This window comes from Paenibacillus sp. XP01, from assembly GCF_057364885.1.
The window spans coordinates 3,103,725-3,121,039 of sequence record NZ_CP139481.1 but is presented as its reverse complement, the minus strand read 5'-3'; the positions used below and the strand labels follow the sequence as shown (position 1 = coordinate 3,121,039).

At 52.3% G+C, this 17,315-nt stretch carries 14 protein-coding genes; all 14 read right to left on the bottom strand.

What is annotated here, in order from left to right; all coding sequences use genetic code 11:
- Window positions 1-79 precede the first annotated feature (79 nt).
- Window positions 80-754 (bottom strand): bacillithiol biosynthesis deacetylase BshB2, encoded by a 675-nt coding sequence (bshB2, locus tag SNR34_RS14375; RefSeq protein WP_339278063.1) that lies wholly within the window; start codon window positions 752-754, stop codon window positions 80-82.
- A 23-nt stretch (window positions 755-777) separates the two neighbouring features.
- Window positions 778-1,122, bottom strand: a complete 345-nt coding sequence (locus tag SNR34_RS14370; RefSeq protein ID WP_236413826.1) for a YojF family protein — start codon at window positions 1,120-1,122, stop codon at window positions 778-780.
- A 106-nt stretch (window positions 1,123-1,228) separates the two neighbouring features.
- A complete protein-coding gene (locus SNR34_RS14365; protein ID WP_236413825.1) occupies window positions 1,229-2,554 on the bottom strand; it encodes an MFS transporter in 1,326 nt (441 codons plus the stop codon).
- Between the two features lie 70 nt (window positions 2,555-2,624).
- Window positions 2,625-3,290 (bottom strand): ArsR/SmtB family transcription factor, encoded by a 666-nt coding sequence (locus SNR34_RS14360; RefSeq protein ID WP_236413824.1) that lies wholly within the window; start codon window positions 3,288-3,290, stop codon window positions 2,625-2,627.
- 190 nt (window positions 3,291-3,480) lie between these two features.
- Entirely contained in the window at window positions 3,481-3,870 is a 390-nt protein-coding gene (locus SNR34_RS14355; protein ID WP_236413823.1) for a tautomerase family protein, read from the bottom strand.
- Window positions 3,871-3,950: 80 nt separating this feature from the next.
- Entirely contained in the window at window positions 3,951-6,539 is a 2,589-nt protein-coding gene (locus SNR34_RS14350) for a glycosyl hydrolase family 95 catalytic domain-containing protein (protein WP_486182226.1), read from the bottom strand.
- On the bottom strand, window positions 6,536-7,681 hold the full coding sequence (locus tag SNR34_RS14345; protein WP_486182225.1) for a glycoside hydrolase family 88/105 protein: 1,146 nt from the start codon (window positions 7,679-7,681) through the stop codon (window positions 6,536-6,538). Before SNR34_RS14345 ends, SNR34_RS14350 begins: the two co-directional genes overlap by 4 nt.
- Before the next feature lie 80 nt (window positions 7,682-7,761).
- Window positions 7,762-9,819 carry a glycoside hydrolase family 65 gene (locus SNR34_RS14340; RefSeq protein WP_486182458.1) on the bottom strand — a complete coding sequence of 686 codons (2,058 nt, stop codon included), beginning with the start codon at window positions 9,817-9,819 and terminating at the stop codon, window positions 7,762-7,764.
- 59 nt (window positions 9,820-9,878) lie between these two features.
- Window positions 9,879-12,158, bottom strand: coding sequence for an AraC family transcriptional regulator (locus tag SNR34_RS14335; RefSeq protein ID WP_486182224.1), 2,280 nt, complete (start codon window positions 12,156-12,158; stop codon window positions 9,879-9,881).
- Window positions 12,159-12,358: 200 nt separating this feature from the next.
- Window positions 12,359-13,900, bottom strand: a complete 1,542-nt coding sequence (locus tag SNR34_RS14330) for an extracellular solute-binding protein (RefSeq protein WP_486182223.1) — start codon at window positions 13,898-13,900, stop codon at window positions 12,359-12,361.
- Window positions 13,901-13,924: 24 nt separating this feature from the next.
- Window positions 13,925-14,794, bottom strand: coding sequence for a carbohydrate ABC transporter permease (locus SNR34_RS14325; protein WP_236413812.1), 870 nt, complete (start codon window positions 14,792-14,794; stop codon window positions 13,925-13,927).
- The gene (locus SNR34_RS14320) at window positions 14,794-15,753 is read right to left on the bottom strand and encodes an ABC transporter permease (protein ID WP_438286814.1); all 960 of its coding nucleotides are present in this window, start codon (window positions 15,751-15,753) and stop codon (window positions 14,794-14,796) included. The genes SNR34_RS14325 and SNR34_RS14320 overlap by 1 nt, the downstream gene beginning before the upstream one ends.
- 293 nt (window positions 15,754-16,046) lie before the next feature.
- Window positions 16,047-16,631, bottom strand: coding sequence for an esterase/lipase family protein (locus SNR34_RS14315; RefSeq protein ID WP_486182457.1), 585 nt, complete (start codon window positions 16,629-16,631; stop codon window positions 16,047-16,049).
- 157 nt (window positions 16,632-16,788) lie between these two features.
- Window positions 16,789-17,187: a winged helix-turn-helix transcriptional regulator gene (locus SNR34_RS14310; RefSeq protein WP_339278056.1), complete on the bottom strand. Its 399-nt coding sequence runs from the start codon at window positions 17,185-17,187 to the stop codon at window positions 16,789-16,791.
- Window positions 17,188-17,315: the final 128 nt, after the last annotated feature.

The window sequence follows — 17,315 nt, the reverse complement described above, 5'->3', positions numbered from 1 at the left end:
ATACTGGCTGGCCTGTTCAAACGAAAAGCCGCCAATGGCGGCTTTTTGATGTGTAATCATATGGACGGATGCATGGAAATTACTCGAAACGAAAGGTCCAGAATGCTTCCCGGCCGTACCTCCCGCGAATTTCTTCATCGTCCAGCTCACGGTTTCCGAAAAGCTCTGCGGCCTGGAATTGCGAACGGTGCGCACGAATCGAATTCACCTTGTTGGCCAGAAAATCACTGACGTCCACCAACACGTCCGGTTTTCCGATCGCCTCTTCATGATTGCGGGAAAACGCCACGCAGTATACGAGCGGTCTCTCTTCTGCCGGCAACCGTTGGATCGTACGAATGACGGCGGCACCGGTCGCATCATGATCGGGGTGTACGCTGTACCCTGGATAGAAGGTAATGACAAGTGCGGGATTCAGTTCCTTGACCAGTTCCATGATCTGACCGTCGAGCAGGTCTTTGTCTTCGAATTCGATCATTTTGTCATGGAAGCCGAGCATTCTCAAATCCTGAATGCCGATCGCCTCGACAGACTCCCTCAGTTCCTCTTTGCGAATGATCGGCAGAGTAACCCGGTTGGCGAACGGCGGAATGCCCATGTTGCGACCCATCTCGCCAAGCGTAAGGCAAGCATAAGTCACCTGCGCGCCTCCGGCTATGTACTTGGCCAACGTTCCCGATGCAGCGAATGCTTCATCGTCAGGATGGGGAAACACGACAAGAATGCGTTGATTTTCATATGTTTTATTGTTCATGTTTGCTTGATCCTCCGCTTTCTTCAAAAGGGTTCCCGGCTCAACTGCAGGGCGACAACCAATTTGCCTTGGCTATCGTGCCCGGCCAGGATCAATCGCTCCTGCTCGTTTTCGTCGACGTGAGTAAGTCCTTCGGCATAGATCCAGCCTTGCGTTGTCTTCAAACCGACACGGTAAGGGTTTGTACCGGAGATGGAACCTTGCGTATATCGAATAACCGCATTGGTAATGAATGCCGAAGCCGGGTGTTTCGAGCTGTCATAGTGATTGGCATATGCACCTGACGTCAGTTCCAGGTGTACGTACAGATCCTGATCGGCCAGCCGATCGATCCGGGATTGGATATCTTGGGGTTGTATCAGCTGCATGTGGGCCTCCTTATTTGCTAAAACGTAAGTACTGTTCCATTTTAACATATGTTCGCAAGAATAGACATGGAGTGCCCAGCGGCGCCAATGATAGTCACAATCCACCTTATTCACCCTTCGATTCATTAAGCCCCATTGTATTCAATGCTACGTTCGCTTGCCTTTTACGAGGCCAGAACATAATCGGTATCAGCAATGTCGATAGCGCGCTTCCTGCAAAAGATAAGGCCGCATAACTGGTATGTGCCAGCATCATACCGGACAGCGCTCCGCCAGAGGCACCCGCAAGCGCGATCAATACATCCACAGAACCTTGCACTTTTGCACGATTCGTCGATCTCGTTGAATCCACGATAAGTGCCGTACCACTGATGAGTCCAAAATTCCATCCGAGCCCCAAAAGCGAAAGGGCAATGATTAACAGTGTCATGGAGTCGGCTGGCGCAAGTGCTGCCGTGATTCCCGCAAGGAGTAACGTTACCCCCGATGCGATGGCCATGGTCGTTCGACCGATTTTATCCACCAAAATGCCTGTAATCAACGAAGGAAAATACATCGATCCAATATGGAAACCAATGACAATTCCTACCTCGCTTAACCCGTGCCCATGATGTTTCATATGTACCGGGGTCATCGTCATAATGGCAACCATAACGATTTGAGTCAGAATCATCACGGAAGCACCAAGAATGATTCCTCTGCGTTCAAGCAGTGTTTCCGTTTGTCCCGCAGATGTTGTATTGTGCACTGTTCGCGTAGCTGCAGCTTTCGCAACTAAAAGTGGATCGGGTCGAAGAAAGACCAGCAGTATGATCCCAGCCAAAATATAAGCGGCCGCAGCCAGAATAAAGGGTCCCGCAAGCTTAGGTACACCAATCGTAAGCGCAAATTCGCCCATAACGTCGACCAGATTAGGTCCAGCAACAGCACCAAAGGTCGTGAATACCATCGCCATGCTCGCTGCAGTTGCTCTCTGTTTCGGTGATGCCAAATCTGTTCCTGCATAACGCGCCTGCAAATTGGTCGCTGTCCCGGCACCGTATACGAGCAACGAAGGTAAGAGCAGCCAAATGCTGTTCAGGAGTGCCGCGAAAATCACCCCGATTGCGCCTATGCCCCCGATTACAAATCCCAGACCTAGGCCAAGCCTTCTCCCTTTTTTCTGAGAATACCTGCCGACCATGTAGGCTGCCGCAGCCGATCCCAACGTAAACAGTGCCGTGGGTACACCCGCGTAACTGTCCGTACCCAGCATGTCCTGAGCCAGCAAAGCGCCCACCGTGATTCCGGCGGCAAGGCCGGCACCTCCAAAAATTTGCGAGAAAATCACTGTTGCAAGTGTACGCCGATACAGCTTCCGTTGTTTCTCCGGGGACTCCGCATAGCTATTAATTAATTCTTGTTGCCTTGTGACAGAGCTTGCCATTCCCATCTTGTTAACACCTTTCCCTGAATCAGGCTGATTTTTCATATCGGTCAGACCTTGCTGATTGGTTCCAAGTTTATGAAGTGGTTGCTTCCTTACTCACGTAATCATTCCAATCATGAACACTTCGATCAAGATGGAAGGCCTCGTAACCCCGAGCCTTGAGCATTTCAATAGCTTTGATCGCCATAAGGCAATATGGTCCACGACAGTAAGCTACGATGGCGGCATCTTGCGGCAATGAGGATAATTGCTCGGCTAATTCTTCAATGGGGATTGATACCGCCCCCGGAATATGTGCCGCTTCGTATTCATCTATCGGACGCACGTCCAAAAGCACGACTTCTCCTGCATCCATACGCTTTGACAATTCATCCAGTGTGACGGCCTCCACATCCGAAAATTGCCCCATAAATTGCTCTTTAATATGTTGGACTTCGACCAGCTTTTTCTCTGAAAGTCCGTAAAGAGAATGGAGAAAATGTAATACTGCCGGATCGGAAAGCTCGTAAAACACATAATTTCCACGTTTCTTGGATACGACCAATTTAGCTTGATGTAAGGTTTGCAAGTGCTGGGAAGCGTTCGCCACAGAAATCGAAGTCATTTTGGAAATGCTTTCTACCGATTTCGGTCCCTGCGTCAGCACGTCCAAAATTTCCAACCGCTTGGGACTGGATAAACACTTACCAATCCGAGCGAATTCAATAAACAAGCCGTCTCTAAATTCTCTTTCGTCCACTCTCGACCACCTCTAAACCATTCAATTGATTTCTTTAATAGATAAAATCTATTGCATCTCTCATCACATGTCAAGAAAAAAATGAATTGCGCATCTTAAACTTCCATCGGCAACCCCAACACCATCCTGATTCATTAAAAACCAAAAAAGCCACCTTTCGGCGGCTTGGCATCTTTTATTCCTTACTTAATTACACATCCACCTTATAATCAAGATCCAATTCGTCTCCGGGTAATCCCCGTATGCCCCAGTTGGATTTCGGCGTCTCGAAGATCGTGATTTCAACATCCTGAACGGCAATAGCCAGCTCTTGCTCGATTCGTTCGAAAAGCGAACGAAACAACTGTTTCTTCGCCGCTTCCGACCGGCCTTCAAAAATGCTCAATTCAATGATCGTATACGCTTCCGTGCGTCCGGGCGCATAATGAAAATCCTCCCGGTCCATGGGGAAAAACCGATGGAATTTTTTACTTTCAGGCAAATCGAAGCTTGCGACAACGCACTCATGGACGATGTCCGACAACCTCGCTTTCACCGGATTCAGGCGTTCCTTTATCCCGAAAATTTTGACTTGAGCCATGCTCCTCATCTCACCTTTCTCTGCTCTACTCAGCTAATGTATTAAAACCAAATTATAACATCCAGTTCATCATTTTGACATCATGCCTGTTCAACCACAAGCCTCTCCCCGGCTTCTAATTGCAGGTTATACTCACCCGGCGCCGTTGGACCCGAAATGCCATCCTTTCGTCCATAGGCATGAATGCCTGGAACCCATGGCGGCAATTGAAGCTTGGCAACCATCGGACGAAGGGCGCTTATTTCTGCGCGGAATGCTCCTGCTGACCGATTCCAGTGGAGAGACAGGCTTCCTTCCGGTATGCGCCAATCGCGGAAAGAACCCTTCACCCATGAGGACGGCAATGCCGGCAGCAGTTTGATCCACTGCGGTGAAACGTATAGCAGCATTTCCTGTACCGCATTGACCCAGCCCAAATTGGCATCCAACTGCACGGGTGCAGCAGGCATCGTCATACTCACCCCCATTTGGCGCCAGTCATTATGCAGGGTAAAACCGTTATGGAGCACGCAGGAGCGCGCGAGAACGTCCAGACACTCCAGTGCCCGATCACCATCGCCCAGGCGTGCATAAACGGAAGACATATGTGCAAGCGACCAGCCGCTCTGGGCGCCGAGTCGGCGCTGATGCACCGCCGTTTCGAATGCTTTGAAAAGCTCCGGCTGCTGCTCACGGGTCACCTCCTGTCCCGGAAAAACCGGATACATATGCGAAAGATGACGATGATCCTGCCGATCCTCGAACGCGGGATGCAGCCATTCCTTCACTGCGCCGGCCGGATTGACCATATACGCAGGCAAACGGCCGAGCATGGCTTCCCAGCGCGGGATGTCTTCTTTGTGAATGCCGAGCAAATGGCTGGCCTGAATCGTATGCTGAAGCAATTCCTTCACGATGGCCACATCCATGGTAGCATTCATAGCGGTGGGCATTGGATGTGCAAGCTGCTGTCCGTCTTTGGGCATGAAGTTCTGCGGCGTGTTCTCCGGAGATACCGATGGATAGATGATATATTTCCCGTCCGGGCCCGGCACCAGAAAGTCCTCATAAAACAGCAAAGCCTCACGCATAAACGGCAAAGCTTCGTCCCGCAGAAAATGCAGGTCGCCGGTATATCTGTAATGTTCGTAATAATGCCTGGCAAGCCAGCCCGCTGCTCCGGTCCAGTTCATGATAACCGGCACGATCTGGTTCGGCACACCGATGCCCGGCGTCGTTCCGGCAGGGATATAGATGCCCCGGCAACCGTAGAGCTTGCGTGCATTATCCCGGAAATCCTCCATTAAACCGTTATAGTAACGGAACAATGCCCGGTTCAGGCAGGACAACCCGCCCACATTGGAATGCCAATGCATCATTTGCACGTTTTCGTTGGCCATGTGATGGCCCCAGATCAGCCGGTAATCCCCGCCCCACAAGCCATAAAGACCAAAAGGCGTTTGCCCGTGCTCATGCGTTCCACTGATGAAAAGGTACCTGCCGAAAGCCCAAAGTTTGCGAACCAGCCCCGCAGGAGCGGCGCCTTCATAGGCTGCCAGAAGCATCTCTTCATTGCAGCGGCCATCATCGCCTTCATCATCCAGATCAAGTCCGACAGAGCGGAATAGCGGTTGATGCAGCGCGACATGCCTGGCGAGCAAAACATCGTAATCGGAGGCGAGCTGCGACAGTTCCTCTTTTAACCGAGACCACTGCCGCTGCCTTTCCCCGGTCGCAAACACTTTGACCAAAATCAGCCATGTGCCTGGCATCCGAAAATGGAGATGACCCGCAAGCGCTTGGCCGCTTCCTTCGTTCTGATCAGCTTTGCCTGAACCTTCTGCCTGCTTGTCACTGCCCTTTTGAGCAGTACTGCCTACATCCGTTGAATCCTTCCTTACCGTGTGCCCGCCATCTAAAGGATTTAATACAAGCACCGCGCCAAAATCTTGCCCGTCATCGTTGCGGCCGCCGTAATAAATCGTGTTGTCTTCTACTCGTACAGTGATCGAAGACGCCAAAGCCTTGAATTCGTCATCCTCCCGCACCTTGTCGCCGGGGTGAAAACGCAGCCCGATCATTCCTTCGATCCAACCTTCGAGCGAACCTTCAGACGATGCTTCAGCCCTGTATTCCGTAACCTTTATCGGGTTTGTTCTTTCCAGCTCTCTCCCTTCCACCTTATAGACGATGCAATCGTCCGCCCGGGAGACGAACAAACACCTGGAGTATTCCCGCTCGCCGTCTTGCCAGCGAACCTGAACCTCACCCGTGTCCATCTCCAGTTCCCGGCGGTAGCTGCGGAAAGCACGGTTGCCAGGCATCGTTACGGTTAGCGCCGCGAGCGGAAATCGCGAAGACAACCTGGAGGCATACCCGAGCGTCTGCAGCGTTCGCGTCAAATGCCAGCTCGCCTCCAAATAACGTTCCTCATCCATCAGGCGACGCGTCTCCGGCAGCGTATGACTGACGTCAGGCAGTTCGTGCTTTTGGCCCCAATGCCATAGATCGGCATGCTGCAATAACACAATTTCCTCCTGAACGCCTCCCTGAACGGAAGCGCCAAGTCTGCCGTTGCCCGAAGGAAGCGCTTCACGCCACATGCCTTGCCACCACGATGCAGGATATTTCAACAGCAGTTTGTTTTGGTCCGGTCTGGCGGCATTCGAATCTCCTGCCAAGCTGCTCATGGTTCTCCTGCCCCGAGCTTCTCCATTTCAATGCTTGCCAGCAGGAACGGAGCAACGCCCATCTGCGCATCACTCACGATCTCTTCGTTAATGTAATAAGCGTATGAGCCGTCCCTGTATTTCTTGCCGCCAAGGCCTGCGCCGTGGCAAATATGGTGCAGGTGTATCCCCTTTTCATCCTCGGTAACCAGCCTGTTCAAAATTCCATCATACGCACGTTCAATGACGCTGCGATCCAACTCGGCCAAATACCGAAGCCGCAGTCCCTTCGCCAGCGCATAAGTCAGCATGCAGGAAGCGGAAGCTTCCAGGTAATTGCCTTCCCTGCCGTTCTGGTCCATGACCTGATACCATAGCCCGCTGTCATGGTCCTGCGCGTGGGCAATCGCATAAGCCATCCGCTCGAAAATGCCCATGATCTGCCCTCGCTGCGAGTGATCGATCGGAAAATGCTCCAACGCATCGACCACAGCCATGGCATACCAGCCCATCGCCCGGCCCCAGACATGAAAAGATTGGCCGGTTTCCTTGTCGCACCAACGCTGCTCCCTGCTCTCGTCCCAGGCATGATGCAACAGCCCCGTCTTGGAATTGCGCGTTCTCCGCTCGATCAGCAATATTTGACGTGCCGCTTCATCGAAGCTCTCAGGATGATCAAACGTACTGGCATATTCGGCCAAAAACGGAGAGGACATGTACACGCCGTCCAGCCACATTTGATACGGATAAATCTTCTTATGCCAGAACCCGCCCTCGCTCGTGCGCGGCTGTCCTTTCAACTGCGCGACCAGCCGCAATATCGCCAGGCGGTATTTCTCGTCGCCCGTTTTTCTCCACTGGGAAAAGAGGTTTTTCCCTTCATTGATCATGTCCAGGTTATAGTCTTCCAGACAGTAGGTCCGGATCGTTCCGTCGTCGCCAATCAAGCCGTCCATGTGGCGGTGGACCATTTCCGCATATTTCGCTTCTTTATTCCAGGCTGCCGCACGCTCTAGGGCCATCAGCGTCATTCCGGCAACGTAGCCCCATTTTCCCGCAAGCTTCGGGTGGTTCCCGTCCGTGCACTCGGACAGCAGCGTATCCGCGATTTTGGCGGACATTCTGCTTTGCCGCTGTATTGCGTTTGCCGACATTTCGCCCATATCGCTCTCCCCCTGTCGTGTTCTTCAACGATTGTCCGGCATGTGCCAGGTGTTGTTATGAATAAAGATGAAACTGGTCATCAAAGCAACGGTTTAAGCCCTTCCCACTTCACGTTCCAGCTCCCGTCTTGCGGAAATCCCGGATTCTCCCGTTCAGCGGCTCCCGTCCATCCTGCGGCCATCATCGCCACCGCCGTCAGCAATCCGCCATTTCCGGGCAGGTATGCCCATAGTCCGGGTCTTTGATAGTTGTGTCCATTTGGCAAATACGTGTTCTTCGTTGCCTCCATCAGCAGGAAATCGACGGCGAGCTCAGGTTCGTTCAGCCTGGCCGCCGTCATGGCGCACATCGGGAAATCCCACCCCCAGGCAGACTCCCAGTCCCAGCATTGCTTTACCTTGAGCAGGGTTTCTTTCATGATGCCTTTGTCGACCAAGGAGCCAGGCAGCAGGCCGAGCGCTCCGAGCATCGATGGATGATCCTGATTTTTGGCGGTAAAGGTGTTCGGGCAGTGTTCATGCGCTAGGTACACGCCTTCCTCGTGCCGCGGTTTCGCCATTTGAGAGGCCACATCGATCCATTCCGGCGGAGCTGTTATGCCCAGCCGTTCTGCCCATCGCACCGCAATGTCCAGCCCGTATTTCCAGTATTCCAGCTCATACGGCGGATTCAGGCTTTCGGCCATGGCATGGTTTTCCTGTGCCGGAATGAGCGGCGGACCCAGAACATACGCCTTCTTTTCGTCATCCCAATGAGCATAGGAAACCATAAAATCAGCCGCCTCGAACACGATGTCTTTGTATCGTTCCAGCAACGATACCTCCGGGCGTGCCGCATAACACATTTCGGCCAGTGCTATCGGATGCGGCTGCTGCCAGATCAAACCCGGTGCGACGGGCGACGGCGATTGCTGCCCATCATACGCGACCATCTTGGGCCAGCGGGCACCCGCATAGCCCTGGGAACGAGCCAATTTGCGAGCCTCCGGCAGGATGGCCACATACCAATCCATGCTTCTCAGCAGCAGATCGGCACGCCCCCACAGCGGAAAATGCGCCGCATGCCACCAATGCATCTCCAGATGCATTTTGCCGAACCAGCTGTTGTACATGTACCCCGTTTCCTGCGGCGGCATGCTTCCTGCGCTGTGTACGGCAGAGAGGAACTGGGATAACACGATCCGCCGTTCCAGTTCGGCAGCGCGCGGGTCCGTGCTGCCGGACAAATCGACGGCGGCCCCGCCATTCCAAAATCGCTGCCAGTGATCCGAGCTTGCTTGCATAATGGCATGCGCCGGCTGCGGCTCCGGATTACGGGGAGCAAACGCGATGCTGCATTCCCAGCTTTCCGAGTCGGAATCCATGCGCGGCATTAGCGTAAATTCGTGAGTTCCCGTTTGCGTCAGCCGCCCTTTGTCCCACATCCATTTCACGGCATATTCGTCTTCATCCAGCAAACGTTTCCATGCAGCGGAACCATCCCTTGTTTCGATCAGCGCCGTGCTGTGCCTGTCATCCCGGTTCCATTCCGGAAAAACAGACTTCGACCAGCTGCGGTGGGTCATGTCCGGTGAAGGGAACGCAACGAACAGCTGCAGGCGATTTTCGCGAATCAAAGCGGAGTGCACGCGAATGCCGATGCAATCCCGCTGCGGATCACAGGTCGTTTCCACCCTGACTTCCGTACCTTGCACCGCGAAGATGCTGTGAAGCACGCCTGTCCAGAGATGCATCTCCTGACGGATCGGAACAACGTCGCTCAACTCCGCCTCTTGTCCGTCTTGCCGCAGCAGCCGAAACGAGATGCGTCCAAGCTGGAGACGATGCGGATTTTGGCGCAGCCAATGATAGGCCTCGTCTTTGCCTTCCGGTTTCATCGGATATAATACTTGCCGGCCATAGGTATCGAAAGGCTGGAAGACGATATGCTCGTCACCGAATACATGGCGGCCTCCGGTTGAATGCCAACCCCAAGCGGATTGGGTTCCCAAAGGAATTTCGTAGGCTTCCGGAAAGGTCTGGAGCCCTGTGAAATCGGCGCTGAATCCAAATTCCCCGTTGCCTACTGATAAAGGTGACAGGGGTTCGATCCGCGTCAGCACCGGATGGTTTCTAGTGACGATCGATTGGCGATCCATCATATGTCCGCTCCTCCTTTTCAACTCCGTTCAAAACTGAGAAATACACAGCAAAATCTTCAAGGCTCCAACAAGGAATCCCTTCGGGTGCGCATCATCTCCCTGTATTTCCCCGGAGTAATGTCCTTCGTTTTGCGATATACGCGAATAAAGCTGTTCTCGTGCTGGTACCCCACCATGGAAGCGATTTCCGAGATTTTATAATCGGTGTCCACCAGCAGCCTGCATGCACGCTCCATCCGCAATTTGGTGAAATATCCATGGATGGTTTCGTTCATTTCCTGTTTGAAAAGCTGGCTGGCGAGGCTGGTACCGATCCCGGCGTGCTCGGCAATGTCCTGAATGCCTATGGGCTCCTCCAGATGATCGTTCATGAACGCAATCATCTGCTGGCACAGAACGAAATCCTTGCTGAGCAGCATGCCGCCAAACCACGCGCACATCGCCTCGACCTGCTCTTTAAGCAGCGCCCGGACATCCTCCAGATGCATCGTGCGCAAGCTGGACAATTCAAGATCGCGGCATTCCGCGGCACGACTTAAACGAAGGTTTTCCAACGTTTCAGCCAGGGATTGCAAACAGGCCATGGCTCTCGAAGGGTGCGTATTCTCCTGCTGCAGGCGAGAGAGCATTCTATCCAACACATGGAGCGCCGCCTCCGCATGACCGGCTTCGATACTCTCCGTCAAAGGAGCCATCGTCTCCTGATCTTCACTAACACCATCGTCCAATGGCGCAGCTGCCACCTCACGAAACGGAATCGCTTGCTCATAACCCCGATAAAGCCTATAGTCCAAGGCGAGCTCGGCTTCCTGCATCGCTTTTTGCAAGTGCATATATCCGTCGTGATTCGTACTGACCCCTGCCGACACCTGGAATTTGAGCAGCCTGCGAATCATCGGGAGCGTCTCTCCGATGGCAGTCACTGCGTCGCCGTCACTGAAACGGCCAAGCGGCTGAAGCATCACCATCATGCGATCTCTTCCAAGATCAGCGGTCAGCACGCGCCATTGCCCGGACAGCAGCTCGGCTGCGATATTGGCGATGGCAAACTTCAACAGGGAATGATCCGGTTTGTTGAATCGTTTACACCATGCCTCATAGTCGTCGATCGACAACATTGCGATGGTGAGCGGCGCTGGATCCCATTCCCTGAAATATCGCTCCCACTTCTCGCTGAGTTCCCGGGTCCCGGACATATGGCCGGCATGGATGTCCATCAAAAATTTGCTCGAAGCCTCCGGCAGCGTTTGCCGCAAATTCATCGCCTGCTGGGCATGGTCCGTGAGCAGCTGGCTCGTGATTTTCTCCAGATCGATCGTGCCCGTATCCATCCGTACCCTGTCATATCCGCTGAGCAGTTGTCGCATCCGCTTCACCGGCCTGAAGGCGGATGCATTGTAGAAGGCAATGGCCGCCGCCCCGGCCGCAAGCGCAAGCAGCGATACGACAAAAACGGTATTGCGGATCTTCTGCGCGCTCGCGAGCAGGCTGTCTTGCGAAATGACGGACAAGTAGCGCCATCCGGTATACGGGGACACGATTTGCGAAGCAAGCAATGTTTTGCCTTCGTGCTCGAATTCCCCGATCTTCTCCCCATCCAGCTGTGCGAGGACCTGATCCACCACTTCTGCCCCAACGCGATAATTTCCCAGCTCGTATAACGGTTGATGATCTACATCCAGAATGAAACGGCGGCTGTCAAGGCGGGAGACCGACGATTGCAGTATATGCCTGAACATCTGCTCCGATTTGAAATTCACGGCGATGATGCCCTTGAACTGGCCCGATATCATGATTTTGCGATAAAGTGTGATTTGCCTGGCAGGTGGGCCCGAGGCCGACGGGATTTCCCGCTGCTTGACCAGCATGGGCCGGTCCTTAAAATCATCGGCAACGTCTACCCAACCGGAATCGGGAAAGTTGGCTTTGCTTGAACTGAATCCTTGGGGAAAAGCAACCATGCTTCCACGTTCCACGTCATAAATGTAAGCGCTTTTAATGAAAGACGTGCTGCTGATCAGCGTTTCCATAAACTTCAGCAGCTCGGTGATGTTTTGGTACGAAGCCTGGACGTCGCTCGTCAGAAATTGATACACGTTCCCGTTCAGGGCGATTTTGACCGCGATTTGGTCGCTTTCCCGCATCATCTCGTCAATGTCGTTCATGCCGATGCGCAGCATCTGATGTTGGGGTTCGCTAAGCTCCTGCTGCAGCACGGATTTGGAGGAATAATACGTCGTCATGCCAACGGCGATGATGATGGCGAACACCGCAATCGTCAAAATCAGCAGCAGCCGGGTTTGGGTATTGGTCAAATTAAATTTCAACCATTTCAAAAACGAAAGGGGCATGGCCGTCTCCCACCTTATTTGCGTGATAACGCCATTATACAGCGGTGATGTGACCAAGACGACCCGGCCCTACCTCCTAATTTTCCTCCCCCGTCCCGTCATCATTTCCCGCGTTTCTACGAAATTTCGCCTTTTTTGCCATCGAACTGCTCGCAAGCCATGGGGAGGTTAGCGAATGCATGTTTTTAATTTTTAACCTTCTCATACCATTCCTGCACTCGCTGGGTCACGGCTTCACCGCCGGCAGCATACCATTTGTCCACATAGTCGTCATAAGCCTCGATCGGGAGCTCACCAATGACGATTTTGGTCAAAACCTCCTGGAACAACTTATGGGACTGGATATCCGGAAATCCTTCATATACCGAGGCCGGGAGTCCGTCACCGGCAATTTGGCGCGCATCGGCGGTGCTGACGACAAACATGTCTTTGACCATCTGCTGCTGGTCTTCCGGATACGTTTCTTCGATTCGTTTGTCCATGTCCTCTGCCGTCGTCAAATTTTTCATGCCCAGGGCAAGCGGTTTGTTGTCTGCGGGCGGGAGGATCACTTTGCGTCCGTTGACGACTTCATGCTGTTCGCCCTCGAGGCCGAAGCGCCCAAATTCATCGTTTTCAGCATTGTAGAAAAAATCCAGCAGTTTCAGGGCATTGGGGGCATTGTCCTTGTTTACGGTCGGAATCATCCACTCCGGCTCACCCATGCTTTTCTGCGTGACAAACGCTTCGAACCCTTCGGCTTTCGGCAGCGGCATCGCTGCAATGTAAGCATCCGGCGCCTGCGTCAGCATGGCATTGTACCGATCGCGCACGTTCGCCGGCAGATGATACCAGCTGCCCACTTGATTGTTGTTGATTTTGGCCTGCCATACTTCCCCTTTGTTGAGGAACGTTTCGTTGTCCAGCAATTTTTCTTCGTATAACTTCCGGATGAACTTGATGGCCTCGCGCATGTTGTCCGTTACGCCTGCGTACTGGATTTTGCCGTCATATTCGTCCCATTCAGGATATCCTTCCCACATGGCTACCCCGTACATCGCAAACAGATGGTCCATCCATCGGCCGAACTCCCTGCCGCTGGTAGGCAGCTCATCCGCTTTGCCGTTGCCGTTCGGGTCTTTGTCCCGGAAAGCTCGCAGTACCTCCACATATTCATCGGTCGTTTTAGGCATCTCCAATCCAAGTTTATCCAGCCAATCCTTGCGAATGAGTGGCGCACGCTCGGGAACCAGAAATACTTTAGGCACATAGTAGATTTTGCCGTCAGGCGAAGCGGAGCGCACGATATCCCACGCTTCCTGGGGAATGCTCTCCCAGACATGGGGTGCGTACTCGGGCAGCAGTTCATCCAATGGCAGCGCACCGCCCTGCTGAATCAGCGTTTGCTCCACGCCTCCGATCGGGCGCAAAATATCCGGCAGCTCATTCGAAGCGATCAACAAATTCAAGTATTCGGACGGCTCCGATCCGGGAGGTGTCGTGATCAGTTCATATTGGACGCCGGTTTTCTCCTCGACATACTTCACGTGCGGATTATCCGCAGCAGGCAATGTGCCTACGCCCATGTGGCTTTTGAATACTTTGACTTTGGCAGCACCGGAGCTTCCTCCTCCATTCTCGCCGTCCTGCGATCCGGCATTCGGGCTGCCGCTTCCACAACCCGCGATCAGCAGCAGCGCCAGACTAAGAAATGCCGGTACGATTTTACGTGTCCATTCTTGTCTCATGAAATTGTCCCCCTCAATCCTCGTTTATTCTTTGAGCGACCCCAAGAGCGATCCTTTCACGAAATATTTCTGCAAATAAGGATACACCAAAATGATGGGAACGCTTGCAAAAAGAATCGTTGCTGCCTTCAACGTCGTCGTATTGAAGTTGTAATCACCGAGAAACATGTTCACCTGAGCCAATTCCTCCGGGCTGGTCAAATACGCACGCAGCTTCATTTGTAAGGGCCATAACCCTGGATCGCGGATAAAAAGCACCGCCCGCTGGAACGTATTCCAGTACCCCACCGCATAGAACAAGCTGACCGTGGCCAGTACCGGTTTGGAGAGCGGCAGGTAGATCTGGAACAAAATGCGGAAATCATGACATCCGTCGATTCGGGCGGAATCGTCCAGCTCCTTGGGCAAATTCATGAAAAACGTACGCAAAATGACCATGTTGAACGTACCGATCACCCCAGGAATGATCAAGGACCACAGTGAATTCATCATGCCAAGCTCCCTGACCGTCAGAAAAAACGGGATCATCGGAGCATTAAAAATCATCGTAATCACGATGCCAAGCATCACTTGTTTCCGGAACAGAAATTCCTTGCGGGACAGCGGGAAGGCGGTGAATACCGAAAAAAGCATGCTGAGCGCCGTACCTGCTACCGTAATGAAAACAGTTACGCCAAACGACTGCCATAATCCTGTGCTTTTCAAAATATGTTTCCAGGAATCCAGCGTAAATTCGACCGGCCACAGGAAGACGGCTTGGGAATCGGCTGCAACCGGCGAACTGAGCGAAACCGCCAACAGTTGAAGCAAAGGCAAAATCATCGTCAGGGCGGCTGCCGTAAGAAAGGCGTAGTTGAAGACCTGAAAGCTTTTTTCTCCGAACGTCTGCTTCATCACCACAATCCCTCCCCGGATTTTTTGGCCAGCCGATTGAAAATCCATAGCAGGATGAAACCGATCACCGACTGGAACAGGCCGATGGCCGTCGTTACGCTGTACTGCCCTTGCAGCACCCCTGAACGGTATACATACGTTTCAATGATATCCCCTACGGAGTACGTCATCGGCGTCAACAGGTTGTAGATCTGGTCGAAGCCAAGCTCCAGGAAGTTGCCGATGTTTAACAGGAACAGGATCAGAATGGTCGGAAACAGAGCGGGCAGCGTAATATACATCGTCTGTTTCCATCGGTTCGCCCCGTCCATCACGGCCGCTTCATATTGGTTCGGATCAATGCCGCTGATGGCAGCAAGGTAAATGATCGTGCCCCAACCGACTTCTTTCCATATGGACGACAACACCACGATGGAGCGGAAATACTTTTCCTGCTGCATATACAGAATCGCTTCAAAGCCAAACCATCCTCTCACCATGTTGACGAAACCGCCGGAGGACAGCACTTCAAACACGATCCCGCCGACGACGACCCAGGATAAGAAATGCGGCAAATAAAACAAGCTTTGCAAAAATCGTTTGGCGAGCATTTTTCTCACTTCATTGAACAGGAGTGCCAGCAGAATCGGAGCAGGAAAGCCGATCACCAGCTTGTAAAAAGCAATCAATGCCGTATTGCGGAGAACGTGATAGAAATCCTGATACGTAAAAATGAACTTGAAATTATCCAGTCCCACCCACGGGCTGTTCCAGATCCCCCTCATGATTTGATAATTCTGAAAAGCGATGACGCTTCCCCCCAGCGGGATGTATTTAAAAATGATGTAAAACAAAATGCCGGGAAGGATCATGACATAGAGCATCCAGTGTTTTCTAATGTTCCTCAAGTAACCTTCACGGATGCTTGGGTTAATGCTGACTCCGGGGTGCGGCGTCGATGCTTCCGATCGGTCAGCCATACCTGTCTTTGCCCCCTTTTGCAATGGATGATGGGATTGATGAGCTGGTTCTGTGGTTCACATGTTAAGGGTCCGATACCTGCGCATCAATCGTGCAATCCTCCGCCGCATGAACCAATTCACCTGGGCACCCTGTTCTGGAAGATCGGTTCATTCGGTGGAATATCGGTTGGTCATGACGCCGAGCAGGCAGACATGTAAAAAAGACATGCAAAAACACGGCTGCTTCAAGCAGCCGTGTTGGACATGGAGATTTGCGAGAGCTTTTTAACTTTAGGTGCGTAGAGTTTCAACTATTCGTTCAAAGCGGTTTTGATCAAACCGTTCACCCGCGAGTTGAACAGCAGTCCGACATGGGACACGAGGGAAACCGGAATGTTCGTAGCACCTTCCAGCCGGGAAAGCACAGGCGACACGATCGTGTCGTTCAAGGAATAGATCGAGGTCACCGAAATGCCTTGCGGCGCGGTATTGGTCGTAAGGCGATTCGCTCCGCCAAGGGTTACAAGCTTGTCGACCTTGGACGCTCCGCCGCGGTTCAATATGTAATACAGACTGTTCGCTCCGCCCATACTGTGAGCCACAATGTTCACTTTCGAATGGCCGGTTTGGCGCAGCACGTCATCAACGAATTGGCTGATCGCTGCCGAATTCAACAGTTGGTTGCCCTGTTTGCTCGGCAGATCAATGGCGAACAATTCGTCGTTCGACCAACCTTGGCTGCGCAAATAACTTTCAATGAACGTAAAATTGCTATCCGAACCTGTTAGACCGTGGACAAAAACAACGGGCGTTCGTGCCGTTGCCGCCGCTGCCCTTTCGGTCTGGCCCAGCCCGGTGAAGGCCAAGACCAACATCATGCTCATAAAAACAAGCATAAATTTACTTTTTTTCACTTATAACACTCTCCTCCTTTATTTTTACATTTATATACTATAAGTAAATATTTGGAATTTAAATAGTTCAAACGCCTTATTTTTCAACAAGCCATCCTTCGTCTACGATCTAACTTTTTAGCTTTGCGAAACCGACCCGCTACATCGAATCAGGCACCGACTTCACAGCGGACTCCGCATGTTCGGAAGCCGCACCCGACAACTTTTTGTACTTTTCCCCCCAGATTTTCATTTCCGTAATGATCGGCACTAACGTACGACCGAATTCCGAAAGCGAATATTCCACTTTGGGAGGAACTTGCTGATACACTTCGCGATGCACGACGCCATCTTCCTCGAGCTCCCGAAGCTGAAGGGTCAACATTCTTTGGGTAATGGCAGGACAAATCCTCCGGAATTCATTAAATCGTTTGGGTCCTTCGATCATATGGTACAAAAGCACCCCTTTCCACTTTCCGCCGATGACGTCCAACGTATATTCCACCGGGCAGCCTTCTTCATTCGGGCAATAGCCGTATCCGGATTTGCGGTCACGCATTTTGCAGCCTCCTCTTTTATTGGTATACAAATGTATACTACATAACATTAATGTGCGTACTATTCATGGTAGTTGATATGCGTTATATTTACAACCATAAATCAATAATACATGCATATCCGAGGAGG

What these genes read in the sequence shown, in the direction of transcription:
- bshB2 (WP_339278063.1), bottom strand. Translation starts at nt 754, where the DNA reads ATGAACAATAAAACATATGAAAATCAACGCATTCTTGTCGTGTTTCCC.
- SNR34_RS14370 (WP_236413826.1), bottom strand. Translation starts at nt 1,122, where the DNA reads ATGCAGCTGATACAACCCCAAGATATCCAATCCCGGATCGATCGGCTG.
- SNR34_RS14365 (WP_236413825.1), bottom strand. Translation starts at nt 2,554, where the DNA reads ATGGGAATGGCAAGCTCTGTCACAAGGCAACAAGAATTAATTAATAGC.
- SNR34_RS14355 (WP_236413823.1), bottom strand. Translation starts at nt 3,870, where the DNA reads ATGGCTCAAGTCAAAATTTTCGGGATAAAGGAACGCCTGAATCCGGTG.
- SNR34_RS14350 (WP_486182226.1), bottom strand. Translation starts at nt 6,539, where the DNA reads ATGAGCAGCTTGGCAGGAGATTCGAATGCCGCCAGACCGGACCAAAAC.
- SNR34_RS14345 (WP_486182225.1), bottom strand. Translation starts at nt 7,681, where the DNA reads ATGGGCGAAATGTCGGCAAACGCAATACAGCGGCAAAGCAGAATGTCC.
- SNR34_RS14340 (WP_486182458.1), bottom strand. Translation starts at nt 9,819, where the DNA reads ATGGATCGCCAATCGATCGTCACTAGAAACCATCCGGTGCTGACGCGG.
- SNR34_RS14330 (WP_486182223.1), bottom strand. Translation starts at nt 13,900, where the DNA reads ATGAGACAAGAATGGACACGTAAAATCGTACCGGCATTTCTTAGTCTG.
- SNR34_RS14325 (WP_236413812.1), bottom strand. Translation starts at nt 14,794, where the DNA reads ATGAAGCAGACGTTCGGAGAAAAAAGCTTTCAGGTCTTCAACTACGCC.
- SNR34_RS14320 (WP_438286814.1), bottom strand. Translation starts at nt 15,753, where the DNA reads ATGGCTGACCGATCGGAAGCATCGACGCCGCACCCCGGAGTCAGCATT.
- SNR34_RS14315 (WP_486182457.1), bottom strand. Translation starts at nt 16,631, where the DNA reads ATGCTTGTTTTTATGAGCATGATGTTGGTCTTGGCCTTCACCGGGCTG.
- SNR34_RS14310 (WP_339278056.1), bottom strand. Translation starts at nt 17,187, where the DNA reads ATGCGTGACCGCAAATCCGGATACGGCTATTGCCCGAATGAAGAAGGC.